This window comes from Micromonospora sp. NPDC049081, assembly GCF_040648835.1.
Taxonomy (GTDB): domain Bacteria; phylum Actinomycetota; class Actinomycetes; order Mycobacteriales; family Micromonosporaceae; genus Micromonospora; species Micromonospora antibiotica.
Map to the genome: position 1 here is coordinate 638,568 of NZ_JBEZEK010000001.1, position 14,028 is coordinate 652,595.

10 protein-coding genes and 1 tRNA gene are annotated in these 14,028 nt (G+C 73.0%); 5 read left to right on the forward strand and 6 right to left on the reverse strand.

The features are described 5' to 3' along the window. Positions 1-5: 5 nt before the first annotated feature. A tRNA-Leu gene (locus AB0B63_RS02310) sits at positions 6-91 on the forward strand. A gap of 213 nt (positions 92-304) precedes the next feature. Then, positions 305-1,315, forward strand: coding sequence for an LLM class flavin-dependent oxidoreductase (locus AB0B63_RS02315; protein WP_357013910.1), 1,011 nt, complete (start codon positions 305-307; stop codon positions 1,313-1,315). 197 nt (positions 1,316-1,512) lie between these two features. Here AB0B63_RS02315 and AB0B63_RS02320 read toward each other — a convergent pair whose 3' ends face one another. Then, complete coding sequence (locus tag AB0B63_RS02320) at positions 1,513-3,813, reverse strand: cellulose binding domain-containing protein (RefSeq protein WP_357013912.1); 2,301 nt, start codon at positions 3,811-3,813, stop codon at positions 1,513-1,515. Positions 3,814-4,024: 211 nt separating this feature from the next. Between AB0B63_RS02320 and AB0B63_RS02325 the strand changes: the two genes are divergently transcribed. Then, entirely contained in the window at positions 4,025-5,503 is a 1,479-nt protein-coding gene (locus tag AB0B63_RS02325; protein ID WP_357013915.1) for a pyridoxal-dependent decarboxylase, read from the forward strand. 82 nt (positions 5,504-5,585) lie between these two features. Here AB0B63_RS02325 and AB0B63_RS02330 read toward each other — a convergent pair whose 3' ends face one another. Continuing rightward, positions 5,586-6,638, reverse strand: coding sequence for a sulfite exporter TauE/SafE family protein (locus AB0B63_RS02330; RefSeq protein WP_357013918.1), 1,053 nt, complete (start codon positions 6,636-6,638; stop codon positions 5,586-5,588). A gap of 109 nt (positions 6,639-6,747) precedes the next feature. After that, positions 6,748-7,218, reverse strand: a complete 471-nt coding sequence (locus tag AB0B63_RS02335) for an Rrf2 family transcriptional regulator (protein WP_208569247.1) — start codon at positions 7,216-7,218, stop codon at positions 6,748-6,750. Positions 7,219-7,397: 179 nt separating this feature from the next. Here AB0B63_RS02335 and AB0B63_RS02340 point away from each other — a divergent pair, with 179 nt between their 5' ends. Together AB0B63_RS02340 and AB0B63_RS02345 are read left to right on the forward strand one after the other, a co-directional pair. Next, on the forward strand, positions 7,398-8,915 hold the full coding sequence (locus tag AB0B63_RS02340) for a serine/threonine-protein kinase (RefSeq protein WP_357013921.1): 1,518 nt from the start codon (positions 7,398-7,400) through the stop codon (positions 8,913-8,915). A 25-nt stretch (positions 8,916-8,940) separates the two neighbouring features. Then, a complete protein-coding gene (locus AB0B63_RS02345) occupies positions 8,941-10,707 on the forward strand; it encodes an extracellular solute-binding protein (protein ID WP_357013924.1) in 1,767 nt (588 codons plus the stop codon). A gap of 111 nt (positions 10,708-10,818) precedes the next feature. Here the strand turns inward: AB0B63_RS02345 and AB0B63_RS02350 are convergent, their stop codons facing one another. From AB0B63_RS02350 to AB0B63_RS02360, 3 genes are all read right to left on the reverse strand, one after another. Further along, a complete protein-coding gene (locus AB0B63_RS02350) occupies positions 10,819-11,703 on the reverse strand; it encodes an acyl-CoA thioesterase II (RefSeq protein ID WP_208569250.1) in 885 nt (294 codons plus the stop codon). A gap of 90 nt (positions 11,704-11,793) precedes the next feature. Continuing rightward, positions 11,794-13,242: a pyruvate kinase gene (gene pyk, locus AB0B63_RS02355; RefSeq protein WP_208569251.1), complete on the reverse strand. Its 1,449-nt coding sequence runs from the start codon at positions 13,240-13,242 to the stop codon at positions 11,794-11,796. 259 nt (positions 13,243-13,501) lie between these two features. Then, positions 13,502-13,867 (reverse strand): YciI family protein, encoded by a 366-nt coding sequence (locus AB0B63_RS02360; RefSeq protein WP_208569252.1) that lies wholly within the window; start codon positions 13,865-13,867, stop codon positions 13,502-13,504. Positions 13,868-14,028: the final 161 nt, after the last annotated feature.

Consider the following 14,028-nt stretch of genomic DNA (forward strand, 5'->3'; position numbering starts at 1 on the left):
CACCCGCCGGGATGGTGGAACGGCATACACGGAAGTCTCAAACACTTCTGCCCGAAAGGGCTTGCGGGTTCGAATCCCGCTCCCGGCACCACCTGCACGTACGCACAGTGACCCGGGTGCCTGCTCCGAGCAGGCCCCGGGCCCCGCGTCGACCGGGGTGCCCCGGCTCATGATCCCCGCGACGACAGCGGTGTCGCGATGCCGACCCCCACGACCTCGTCGACCTGCCCGTCCTCCCCTGGACCGGACGGGGGCGCGCGCCGGCCAGGGAACAAATCCGGCGCGGGGCGGGTTGGGCAGAGTCGTGATCGACGTACCGATGTCTGTTCTTGATCTTGCTCCGGTCGCCGCCGGGGCCACCGCCTCCGAGGCCCTCGCGCACACCACCGAGCTGGCCCGCCGGACCGAGGAACTGGGCTACCGCCGGTTCTGGGTGGCCGAGCACCACAACATGCCGGCGATCGCCAGCTCCGCACCGGCGGTGCTGCTCGCCCACCTGGCGGCGCACACCACCACGATCCGGCTGGGCTCGGGCGGGGTGATGCTGCCCAACCACGCGCCGCTGGTGGTCGCCGAACAGTTCGGCACCCTGGAGGCGCTGCACCCGGGCCGGATCGACCTGGGCATCGGCCGGGCCCCCGGCACCGACCAGCGCACCGCGCTGGCCCTGCGCCGGACCATGGAGGGGCTGTCGGCGGAGGGCTTCCCCCGGGAGCTGGCCGACCTGATGAACTACTTCAGCGGCGACGACCCGGGCGCGATCACCGCCAGCCCGGGGCTGGGCCAGTCCCCCGCCGTCTGGCTGCTCGGCTCCAGCGGGTTCAGCGCGCAGCTCGCCGGGCTGCTCGGGTTGCCGTTCTCGTTCGCCCACCACTTCAGCTCCCAGCACACCCTGCCCGCGCTCCAGCTCTACCGGCAGAGTTTCCGGCCGTCGCGCTGGCTGACCGAGCCGTACGCGATGGTGGCGGTGAACGTGGTCTGCGCCGACACCGACGAGCGGGCCGAGTGGCTGTCCGGGCCGGCCGGCCTGTCGTTCCTCAAGCTGCGCTCGGGGCGGCCGGAGCCGCTGGCCACCCCCGAGGACGCCGCCCGGTACCCGTACACGGAGTTGGAGCGGGAGTTCGTGCTGCAGCGCCGCGACGGTCAGGCGATGGGCTCACCGGAGACGGTCCGCCGGCAGCTCACCGAGCTGCTGGCCCGCACCGGCGCGAACGAGCTGATGCTCACCACCATGGTGTACGACGTGGCCGACCGGGTGCGCTCGTTCGAGCTGGTGGCCGAGAAGGTGGTCGGCGGGCTGTCCCGCAGCGTCTGAAACACGCTCTTCATAGCGACGTCACCCCACCGTTGCGGACGACCTCTAACTTTATTACCGGTGGTGGTACGGCACTCCCGGTCGGGACGGGTCGGGGGTGCTGCGGTGTGGTGCACCGGGTCGCCAGCTGAGCGGATTCCGCGGCTGGCGACCCGGTGCCTGCCTTGTGGGGCCCGGCCAGCGCCGGGCCCGCACCGTCAACGCAGGTAGATGTTGGGCGTGGGCGGGGTGGACATGCCGTCACCGATGAAGAAGCCCGGGTGCGGCGGCTGGTTGTAGGCGGTGTTCTGCCAGGCGATCGCCGCGCGGTACTGGGCGTCGTGCATCAGCGTGTAGATCCGGGTGCTGGTCGGCGTGGGCGTGCTGTAGATCCGCAGCGCCCGGCTGTCGCCGGTGCGCCAGATCACCTCCTCGCGCCAGTCGCCGAGGATGTCGCCGGAGAGCGCCGGGGTCGACTTGGTGCCGTTGTTGGAGGCCACGTCGCTGCCGGTGAGCAGCCGGGTCTCGCCGCCGGTGCCGTACTTGTCGATCTTGGTGGCGTCGAGGAGTTCCCGTACCGGGTCGCCGTCCCACCAGGCGAGGAAGTTCGCCGACGACGGCTTGCGGCCGATGTTCTGCCCCCGGGTGTTGGCCAGCCCGTCGACCGCCGACGACCACGACTCGGCACCGGGGCTGCCGGCCCAGATGTCGGCCGAGACACCCCGGCCGTTGTCGCCGTTGGCCGCGGTCTTCCAGATGATCTGGCCGGTACGCGCGTCGGCGAACCACGAACTGGGCTTGCTGGCGTCCTCGTCGACCTTGAAGACCTCCAGGCCGGAGCGGCCCGGGTCGAGGTCACCGACGTGCAGGGCGTCGCCGTGACCGTTGCCGGTGGAGTAGAGCAGCCGGCCGTTGTCGTCGATGGTGGCCGCGCCGTAGACGATCTCCTGGCGGCCGTCGGCGTCGACGTCGGCGACCGAGAGCTGGTGGTTGCCCTGACCGGCGGCGGCGGAGTTGCCGGAGGCGTTGGAGTCGAACGTCCACCGCTTGGTCAGGGTGCCGTTGCGGAAGTCCCAGGCGGCGATGACCGCGCGGGTGTAGTAGCCGCGCGCCATGATCAGCGACGGCCGCTGCCCGTCCAGGTAGGCGGTGCCGGCGAGGAACCGGTCGACCCGGTTGCCGTACGAGTCGCCCCAGGACGAGACGGTGCCACGCGGCGGGTCGTAGTTGACGGTGGAGGCGATCGCACCGGTCTGCCCGTTGAACATGGTCAGGTACTCCGGGCCGGACAGCACGTAGCCGCTGGAGTTGCGGTAGTCCGCCGACGACGAACCGATCAGCTGACCGGTGCCCGAGCGGGTGCCGTCGGCGGTCTTCATGGCCACCTCGGCCCTGCCGTCGCCGTCGTAGTCGTACACCTGGAACTGGGTGTAGTGGGCGCCCGCCCGGATGTTGCGGCCCAGGTCGATGCGCCACAACCGACTACCGGTCAGGGTGTACGCGTCGACGTAGACGTTGCCGGTGTAACCGGACTGGCTGTTGTCCTTGGCGTTGGACGGGTCCCACTTGAGCACGATCTCGTAGTCGCCGTCGCCGTCGAGGTCACCGACGCTCGCGTCGTTGGCCGAATAGCTGTACGCCTCCCCGCTCGGGGTGGTGCCCCCGGCCGGCGGCTGGATCGGCACGTCCAGGTAGCCGTTGGCGAACTGGAGCGCGGACGCGGACGCCGCCTGCTCGGCCCCGTTCACCACCGCCCGCACGGTGTACGCCGAGCCGGCCGCCGCCCCGCTGTCCAGGTAGTTGGTGGCCCCGGTGATCGGCGAGGCGTTGACCCTGGTGGAGCCCCGGTAGAGGTTGAACGACACCCCGGAGGTCTCGGTGCCGAGCAGCCGCCAGGAGACCAGGTTCCCGCTGCCGGAGCGGACGCTGATCAGCCCCCGGTCGAGATCCTCCAGCTGCTTGGCCCCGGCCGGCGGGTCGGTCGGCGGGGGCGTGGTCGGCGGCGGTGTCGTCGGAGGTGGGGTGGTCGGCGGCGGCGTGGTGGGTGGGGGCGTGGTCGGCGGTGCGGTCGTCGGGGGCGCGGTGGTCGGCGCGGTGCCACCGGTGCAGGTCGTGCCGTTGAGCACGAAGCTGGCCGGCGTCGGGTTGCTGGCGTTGTTCCACGACGCGTTGAAGCCGAAACTCGCGGTGCCGTTGGTGCCCAGCGCCGCGTTGTAGCCGGCGTCCTTGGCGCTGACCTGCGCCCCGGACTGGGTGACCGTGGCGTTCCACGCCTGGGCCACCTGCTGACCGGCCGTGTAGGACCAGGTCAGCGTCCAGCCGTTGATCGGGTCACCGAGGTTGGTGACCAGGACGTCGGCGCCGAAGCCGCCGCCCCACTGGCTACTGATCTTGTAATCGACCCGGCAACCGGCGGCGGCGGCCGAAGCCGTCACGGCGGTGAGGGTGCCGGCGGCGAGCGTGGTGGCCGCGGCGGCGGCGAGCAACGCGGCGCGACGACGGGGTGGGCTCAGGTGCACGGAAACGCCTTTCGCGGAGGTCAGCGCACGGTGCCGACGCCGGCCTGCCCGGGCCGGCGGGATGAAGCGCCGTGCTGACGGTGGTGACGGGATGCCTTGCATCGACATCCATAATTCGACTCCGCGCAGTCGGATCGTAGGACAACGCTTTCCGCCCGCACAACCCGTACCCGCCCTTGCCCCCGACCGGCCCACCTGATCGACTCGGCCCATGGCTGAGCACATGGACCCCGAGGAGTTCCGTCGCGCCGGGTACGCGGTGGTCGACTGGGTCGCCGACTACTGGCGGACGCTGGACCAGCGCCCGGTGATCCCCCGGGACCCGCCCGGCACGGTCACCGCCGCCCTGCCGGCCACCCCGCCCACACACGGCGAACCGGTCGCGGCGATGCTGGCCGACCTGGACGACATCATCGTGCCCCGGGTCACCCACTGGCAGCACCCCGGCTTCTTCGGCTACTTCCCGGCGAACACCAGCGGCCCCAGCGTGCTCGCCGACCTGGTCAGCTCGGGCCTCGGCAGCCAGGGCATGCTCTGGGCCACCAACCCGGCCGGCACCGAACTGGAGACGGTGGTGCTGGACTGGCTGGTCGAACTGATGGACCTGCCCGCGCGGTTCCGCTCCACCGGCACCGGCGGCGGCGTCATCCAGGACTCCGCCTCCTCGGCGACCCTGGTCGCCACCCTGGCCGCCCTGCACCGGGCCAGCGGGGGCCGCTGGCGGGAGGTCGGCGTCGACCGCCGGTACCGGGCGTACACCTCGACGCACGGGCACTCCTCGATCGAGAAGGCGGCCCGCATCGCCGGCCTCGGCGGGCAGGGCGTCCGCACCATCGCGGTGGACCCGCAGACCCAGGCGATGCGCCCGGCGGCCCTGCGGGCGGCGATCGAGGCCGACCTGGCCGCCGGCGAGGTGCCGGCCATCGTGGTGGCGACCATCGGGACCACCTCCACCGCCGCCGTCGACCCGCTGCCGCAGATCGGCGCGATCTGCGCCGAGTACGGCATCTGGCTGCACGTCGACGCCGCGTACGCCGGGGCGGCGGCGGTCTGCCCCGAGCTGCGCTGGTCGCACGCCGGGGTGGAGCACGCCGACTCGTACTGCTTCGACCCGCACAAGTGGCTGCTCACCGGTTTCGACTGCGACGCCTTCTGGGTGGCCGACCGGGGCGAGCTGATCGAGGCGCTGACCGTCATGCCGGAGTTCCTGCGCAACGCCGCCAGCGAATCCGGTGCCGTCATCGACTACCGGGACTGGCAGGTCCCGCTGGGTCGCCGCTTCCGGGCGCTCAAGCTCTGGTTCGTCCTGCGCTGGTACGGCGTCGAGGGGCTGCGCGCGCACCTGCGCTCCGGGATCGCCCTGGCCGACCGGTTCGCCGCCCGGGTCCGCGCCGACGACCGGTTCGCCATCGCCGCCCCGCACCCGTTCTCCCTGGTGACGTTCCGGCTACGGGCCGGCGACGAGGCCAGCGCGGCCCTGCTGGCCCGGGTCAACGACGACGGTCAGGTGCACCTGACGCACACCCGGGTCAACGGCCGGTACACCCTGCGCCTGGCCGTCGGCGCACCGCTGACCGGGCCGGAGCACGTGGACCGGGCCTGGGCACTGCTGTCGGCTGCGGCCACGGACCTGCTGGCCGGGGACACCGCCACGGGTGGAGCCGCCCGGGGCGGCGCGCTTCCCGGGTGACCGTCGCCGCCCCGTACGGGCTCACGCCGGTGCGCGACGGTCGCCGTGGCCACGACGGCGGGCCGCGTACCCCGTCGGTGGTTCAGCGCTCGACGACGGCGAGCCGGTCGTCGTCGGCGTCGGCCGGGGCGGACCCGGCGACGACCCCGGCCGCGACAGCGGAAGCCGCGGTGTCCGGCGACGGCGTCGTGGCGACGGCGTCGGCGGGGCTGGGCGCGTCGGCGGGGGTGGTGACGGCGGGGGTTTCGGCGGTGGCGGCGTCGACGATGGCACGGGCCCGGCGGGTGCGGCGCAACGCCCGGACGGCGAACGTCAGGGCGACCACCCAGCCCACGGCGAGCAGCACGTAGACCACCGGACGCACGGTCGACCCGGCGTCACCGGCCTTGAGCAGGATGCGGGCGTTGGTCAGCACGATCACCCCGCCGATGGTGGCACCCAGCAGTTGGGCGGGGACGATCCGCACCAGCCAGGCGGCCACCGGCGCGGCGATCAGGCCGCCGATCAGCAGCGCCGCGACGGTGGGCAGCAGGAAGCCCTCGCTGCCCAGGCCGATCAGGAAGCCGATGCTGGCCGCCCCGGCCACCACGAACTCGGCGGTGTCCACCGACCCGATCACCTTGCGGGGCTCCATCCGACCGGAGACCAGCAGCGCCGGAGTGGCCACCGGACCCCATCCCCCGCCGCCGGTGGCGTCGACGAACCCGGCGACCAGGCCCAGCGGGCCGAGGAACCGGCCGCGCAGCCGTCCGGCACCGGAGCGCTGGCGCAGCGGCCGGGAGAAACGCACCAGCAGGTACGCCCCGAGGGTGAACAGGATGCCGGCCATCCACGGGGCGGCGTTCTCGGTGGAGATGGAGCTGAGGAAGGTGGCCCCGACGAACGCGCCGACCGCGCCGGGCAGGGCGATCCGGGTGACCACCCGCCAGTCGACGTTGCCGAACCGCCAGTGCGCGACACCGGCGGCGAGCGTGGTGCCGATCTCGGCGAGGTGCACCGACGCCGAGGCGGCGGCCGGGGCGACGCCGACGAAGAGCAGCAGCGTCGACGAGGTCAGCCCGTACGCCATGCCGAGCGCGCCGTCGACGAGCTGTGCGGCCAACCCGACCAGAGCGAGGATCAGAAGCTTGCGCACGAGCCCTCCGAACTTTTCGGCATCTCCTATCGACTTAGTCGAGAATGCGGCACGGCGGCTCCCCGGTCAACCCCTGATCGGTGGGTGGGACGCCCGGGGGCGCGGCGGATCAGCTCCAGGCGCGGGGGTCGGCAGCCAACTCGGTGATCCGGCCGGGAAGTGTCCCGGCCGCCACGTCGGCGATGGTGACCTGCTCCAGGATCTCCCGCTCGCTGGCCCGCAACGCGATCCAGACCTCCTGCAACGCCTGTGCCGCGCCGTGGTAACCGAGCTGTTCGGGGCGCTGCCCCCGGACGTGGGCGAGCGGACCGTCGATGACCCGGATCACCTCGGCGAGCGAGATCTCGGCCGCCGGGCGGGCCAACCAGTAACCGCCCTCGGGGCCCCGCTGGGCGTGCACGATGCTGCCCCGACGCAACTGGAGCAGGATGCTCTCCAGGAATTTCGGTGGGATGTCCTGCGCCCGGGCGATCTGCTCGGCGGTGACGGGACGGGACCGTCCGGAGTCCCCGCCATCGGCGACCGCCGCGAGCTCGGCGGCCGCGCGGAGGGCATAGTCGACCCGAGCGGAGAGGCGCATGGCCGCAAGGTTAGTCGGCGACCCGGCCGGCCGGGTCGTCACCCTCCACCGAACGGGCAGGGTGTCATGTCCCGGTGGCGGGGACGTGGCACCATACCCCTGTCGCCGGCAGGGTCGCCGGCACACCACGCGACACACACCAGCGCACCGAAAACCGGCCGATGGGGGCAGCGACAGCGATGCCGGACGTGACACCGCTGAGCCCCCGCGACCCCCGCCAGGCCGGGCCGTACGAACTGGTCGGGAGGCTCGGCGCGGGCGGCCAGGGCGTGGTCTACCTGGGCCGCGACGAGCAGGGCCGATGGGTCGCGGTCAAAGTGATCAACGTGGACCTGCACCAGCATCCCCGGGCGAAGGCCCAGTTCGTCAAGGAGATCGCCGCCGCCCGCCGGGTCGCGCCGTTCTGCACCGCGCAGATCCTCTTCGCCGACGTCGACGGTGAGCTGCCCTACGTCGTCAGCGAGTTCATCGAAGGTGTCACCCTGCAACGGCACGTCCGTGAACAGGGCCCGATCAGCGGCAACGCGCTGCACCGGCTGGCCGTGGGCACCGCCACCGCGCTCGCCGCGATCCACCAGTCCGACGTGGTGCACTGCGACCTGAAGCCGGACAACGTCATCCTCGGGGCGGACGGCCCCCGGGTGATCGACTTCGGCATCGCCCGCGCGTTGGACGTCACCGAGACGATGACCAACCGCGTCATGGGCACCGCCCCCTACATGGCCCCGGAACGGTTCCGCGACGACGAGGTCGGGCCGGCCAGCGACGTGTTCGCCTGGGCGGGGACCATCGCCTTCGCGGCGGGCGGACAGCCACCGTTCGGCACCGGCCCCGTCGCGGCGGTGCTGCACCGGATCCTGCACGACCCCCCGGACCTGACCGGGCTCACCGGCCCACTGGCCACCCTGATCGGCCAGTGCCTGGACAAGGACCACCGGGCCCGGCCGACCGCCCAGGAGGTGCTGCTGCGGCTGCTCGGGCGGGACACCCGCGAGGTGCCGTTGCAGACCGTGCTGCGGGCCGGCACCGACGCGGCGGCCACCCAGCAGCTGCCCCGTACCCTGTCCTCCCCGCCGGCCGCCCCGCCCGCGCCGACCGGCGCGGTGGCCGACCCCTGGCCGACCGGCGCGGCGGCGGACCCGTGGCCGACCGCCGGGGTGGCGGGACCCGGGCCGACCACCTCGACCGGCCACCCGGCACCGCACGGGCCGAGCGGGCCGGCGATGGCGGCGGCACCGTGGCCCACCACGTCGACCTCCCACCACGCTCCGCAGGTACCGACCGACCCGGCGACCGCCCCACCGGCGGCGACCCGGCCCGCCCCGGCCGGACCGACGGCACCCCCGGGGACCCAGGCCCCCGCCCCCACCCCCACACCCACACCCACACCCACCCGGACGACGACGGACCGGCCGGCCCCGGTCCCCCCGCCGACCCGGCGGGACGGTTTCGGGCGGCGGCTGCGTCGACAGTGGACCGACCCGTGGGGGATGTCCCTCGCGATCTTCCTCGGCGCGGTGGGCTTCGCCGCCGGGTACGTCGCCAGCACCGCCGTGGGCACCGCCGCCGCCATCGGGGCGCTCACCCTCGTCGTGGTCTACGGTGTCCGTCTGCTCGTCGCCGCCGCGCTGACCCCGCCCACCACGCCGGACGGCCCCCCACCGCCGCCCGTGCCGGCACCGCGCACCGACACCTGACCCGCCCCAACCCCTGGAGGAGCCGATGGCCACCGGTCAGCGTCCCGCCCGACCGTGGCTGCCGCACGCGGTGGCCGTCGTCGCGGGGCTCGCGGTGATCGCCGCGGCCTACCTGTACGTCCGGCCCACGCCCGGCACCGACCGGGCCGACTGCGTACCGCTGGAGGTCAGCTCCTCCACCGAGAAGAGCGCGCTGGTCGCCCAGCTCGCCGAGCGGTACAACGCCGCCGACCGGCGCTTCGGTGGGCGGTGCGCGCAGGTGACCGTGCACGGCCTCAACTCGGGCGAGGCGATGGAGGCGCTGGCCGGCGGGTGGGCGCTCACCCAGCCGAAGGTCGCCGAACCACAGGTGTGGCTGCCCACCTCGTCACTGTGGACCGGGCAGCTGCGCCTGCTGGACTCGGCGGCGGGCCGACCCGCCCAGACCCCCGGGCAGTACCCGTCGATCGCCAACAGTCCCCTGGTCATCGCCATGCCCAAGGACCGGGGCGAGGTGGTGCAGCAGCGCGGCCCGCTCGGCTGGGCCGACGTGCTCGGCCTCTCCGGCGACACCGGTTGGGCGGCGTTCGGCAAGCCCGAGTGGGGCCGGTTCACCTTCGGCAAGGACAACCCGCACCTGTCCACCTCCGGCCTGGCCGCCACCATCGCCACCTACTACGCGGCGGTCAGCCGGGCCAGCGACCTGACCAGCGAGGACCTCGCCCAGCCGGCGGTGACCCAGTTCGTCAGACGGATCGAGGCCAACGTCTCGCACTACAGCGACGACTCGGTGGACCTGCTGCGCAACCTCGCCGAGGCCGACGCCACCGCCACCGGGGACACCCCGGCCACGGACATGAGCGCGATCGTCCTCCAGGAGGAGCTGGTCTACCTCTACAACCAGGGGCAGCTCAGCCCCACCGGCAGCAAGCCCCGGGTCCCGCTGGTGGCGGTGCACCCCAAGGAGGGCACCTTCAACCTCGACCACCCGTACGTGGTGCTGCCGTCGGCCGACCCGGCGCAACGCGAGGCCGCCGAGGACTTCCTCACGTTCCTCCGCGACGGTCCGCAGCAACGCAGCTTCGCCGCGCTCGGTTTCCGGGACGACGAGCGCCGGCCCGCCGACACGCTGCTGGCCACGGTGGCCGGGCCGGGCGGCGACCGGCTCACCTACTTCGACCCGCCCACCCCGGAGGTGGTCGGCGCGATCCTCGGCAGCTGGGACACCCTGCGTAAGAAGGCGAACATCCTGCTCGCCGTGGACACCTCCGGCTCGATGAAGGCCACCGTCGGCGACCAGACCCGGTTCCAGGTGGCGACCGACGCCGCCAGCAAGGCGATCGGGCTGCTCAACGCCGCCGACCAGGTGGCGCTCTGGTCGTTCTCCAGCGAGACCCCGCAACGGCCGAAGAAGCCGTACAGCGAGGAGGTACGGCTCGCGCCGCTGAACCGGGAAGCGTTCAACCGGAAGCTGGCCGGGCTGCGCATCGGCGGCAACACCGCCCTGTACGCGACGGTCCGCGCGGCACACCGCTCCCTGCTCGACCGGTACGACCCGAAGCGGATCAACGCGGTGGTGGTGCTCACCGACGGCAAGAACGAATACCAGAAGGACAGCGACCTGGACCGGTTGCTGCGGGACATCGCACTGGATCCGAACAAGCCGGTGAAGGTCTTCTGCGTGGCCTTCGACCAGGAGTCCGACCTGGCCGCGCTGGACCGGATCGCCAAGGCGTCTTCCGGCAAGGCGTTCGACGCCAAGAACCCGACCACCATCGACGAGGCGTTGGTCAAGGTGGTCAGCAGCTTCTGACCACCCGGCCGGCCCCTGCCCGACCACCTGCGCACCATCACCGCCCGACGCGCCACCTTCCCCGCACCCCACGGTCAGCGGGTGGCGGCGACCCGGCGCGGGCGGGTCCGCTCAGGCGCCGACGCGGCGCAGCAGGCCCTCCTGGACGGCGCTGGCGATGTGCCGGCCGTCGAGGGTGAACAGCCGGCCGGTGGCCAGGCCCCGCGCACCGGAGGCGGACGGGCTCCAGCAGTCGTAGAGGAACCACTCGTCGGCCCGGAACGACCTGTGGAACCACAGGGCATGGTCCAGGCTCGCCCCGACCAGACCGCCCGGACCCCAGACCTCGCCGTGCACCGACAGGACCGAGTCCAGCAGGGTCAGGTCCGAGGCGTAGGTCAACGCGCAGGCGTGCAGCAGCGGATCGTCGGGCAGCTTGCCGTCGATGCGCATCCAGACCCGCTGGTGCGGGTCGGCGGGCCGGTCGCCGGGGCGTACCCAGCCGGGTTCGCCGACGTAGCGGACGTCGATCGGGCGGGGGATCTGCCCCCAGATGCCGAGCCGCTCCGGATAGCGGGCCAGCCGGTCGGACATCGTCGGCACGTCGTCCGGGCCGGGCACGTCGGGCGGGGTCGGGGCCTGGTGTTCCAGGGCCTCTTCCTGCCGCTGGAAGGACGCCGACATGAAGAAGATCGGCTTGTCGTGCTGCAACGCCACCGAGCGGCGGACCGAGAAGGACCGCCCGTCCCGGACGTTCTCCACCTGGTAGTCGATCGGCTCGGCCGGGTCGCCGGGCCGGACGAAGTAGCCGTGCAGCGAGTGCACGAACCGGTCCGGGTCGACGGTGCGCCCGGCGGCGACCAGTGCCTGGCCGGCGACCTGCCCCCCGAACACCCGCTGCGGACCCACCGAGGGGCTGACCCCACGGAAGGTCATCGAGCCGGTGTGGTCGAGGTCGAGGACCTCGAGGAGCTGGTCGACCGCGGCCTGACCGGTCGCCGCCGGACGCCCGTTCACTGAGCTTGCTCCGTTCGCGACTGCGGGGCGCGCAAACCCGGCGCACTCCTCGCGCTCACTGGGCGAACTCTGTTTGCTGCGCCGACGGGCTCACTGGAGCGCCCGGGCGGAGGCGGCGTCGACCAGGGAGCCGAGCTGGTGCACCCGCAGCGTGTTGGTGGAGCCGGGGGTGCCGGGCGGGCTGCCCGCGACGATCACCACGTAGTCGCCGGGGGTGGCCTGGTTGAGGCCGAGCAGAGCCTGGTCGACCTGACGGAACATGTCGTCGGTGTGCTGGACGAACGGCATCAGGAAGGTCTCCACGCCCCAGCAGAGCGCCAGCTGGCTGCGCACCTCGGGGACCGGGGTGAAGGCCAGCAGCGGCAGGTCGCAGTGCAACCGGCTGAGCCGCTTGACGGTGTCGCCGGTCTGCGAGAAGGCCACCAGCGCCTTCGCCCCGATGGCGCGGGCGATCGAGGAGGCCGCCACGGTCAGCGCGCCACCGTGGGTGCGCGGGTCGTGCTGGAGCCGGGGCACCCCGATAGAACCGGCCTCGGTGGTGGTGATGATCTTTGCCATGGTGCTGACGGTGAGCACCGGGTACTTGCCGACGCTGGTCTCGCCGGAGAGCATCACCGCGTCCGCGCCGTCGAGCACCGCGTTGGCCACGTCGGAGGCCTCGGCGCGGGTGGGCCGGGAATTCTCGATCATGGAGTCGAGCATCTGGGTGGCCACGATGACCGGCTTGGCGTTCTCCCGGCACAGCTGCACGGCCCGCTTCTGCACCAGCGGCACCTGGTCCAGCGGCATCTCGACACCGAGGTCGCCCCGGGCCACCATGACGCCGTCGAAGGCGAGCACGATCGCCTCCAGGTGGTCGACCGCCTCGGGCTTCTCGACCTTGGCCAGCACCGGACGGCGCACACCCTCCTCGTCCATGATGCCGTGGACGAGCTTGATGTCCTCCGCCGTACGGACGAAGGAGAGCGCGATCAGGTCGACACCCAGACCGAGGGCGAAACGCAGGTCCTCGGCGTCCTTGTCCGACATCGCCGGGACGCTGACCGCCACGTTGGGCAGCGAGACGCCCTTGTTGTTGGAGACCGGGCCGCCCTCGGTGACCAGGCACCGGATGTCGTTGCCGGTGACGTCGCTGACCTCGACGGCGACCCGGCCGTCGTCGATCAGCAGCCGGTCACCCGGCTTGACCTCCTGGGGCAGCTTGCGGTAGGTGCAGGAGACCCGGTCCCGGGTGCCGAGGATGTCGTCCCCGGTGATCACCACCGAGTCGCCGGTACGCCACTCGTGCGGCCCGTCGGCGAACTTGCCGAGCCGGATCTTGGGGCCCTGGAGGTCGGCCAGGATGGCGACCGGCACGCCGACCGCCTCGGCTGCCTCGCGGACCATGCGGTACACCGACTCGTGGTCGGCGTGACTGCCGTGGCTGAAGTTCAGCCTGGCCACGTTCATGCCCGCCTCGATGAGGCCCCGGAGCCGCTCCGGGGACGAGGTGGCGGGACCAAGAGTGCAGACGATCTTCGCGCGGCGGTTCACGCCCATCAGGCTAGTCTCTCCTCCGGGTCGACCTGGGGGTCGACCCCTTGCGGACTGAGGAACAGGGGTCCGACGACGCGCGGGGTGGGCGCCTGGCCGGCGGGGCGCAGCCCACGCCGGGACGTCGGGGAGTCGCGGGCATCGGCGACCGCGCGCCGGGAATCGTACCGCCCGGGGACCAACGCCGTCCGCGCGCTCCCGTGCTCGTCCGCCCCGACACCGGCACCGTCGGTCACCACGGCCAGACGCCCGGACCCCGCCGCCCCTAGCTGTCGGTCTTGACCAGCGGAAACTCCAACGAGCCGGCCGGGCAGAGGAAACTCAGCACGTCGACCATGTAGAGACCGGCCTGCACCGCCGGGTCCGCCTCCATCACGCTGCGTACGTCCTCGACCGAGCCGGTGCGGGCCAGGCCGATGCCGATCGGCGGGGCGGGCTCCCGGGCCGGGCCGTCGATCGAGCCGGCCACCAGCACCAGACCCCGGCGTTGCAGGGCCCGCATGTGCGCGAAGTGCTCGGCCTGGAGCCGCTGCACGGTCTCCTTCGGCAGCACCCGACCGGCCGGGCCGGGATAGAGCACGATGCACTCGTACGTGTCGAGTGCGAAGTCCAGCTGCGGCGTACCCGTCATCGCGTCCCTTTCCCCGCGTCGGCGCCACCCCCGCGCCGGTCTGCCCCGGACCCGGCCAGCGTCGCACGGTGGGCACACCCCTCGCGGCGGGTCGGGACAACTCCCCGGACCGCCTCCCCGGACCGTCGCCGGCACCGACCCGGACCGACGGCGGGCACCGG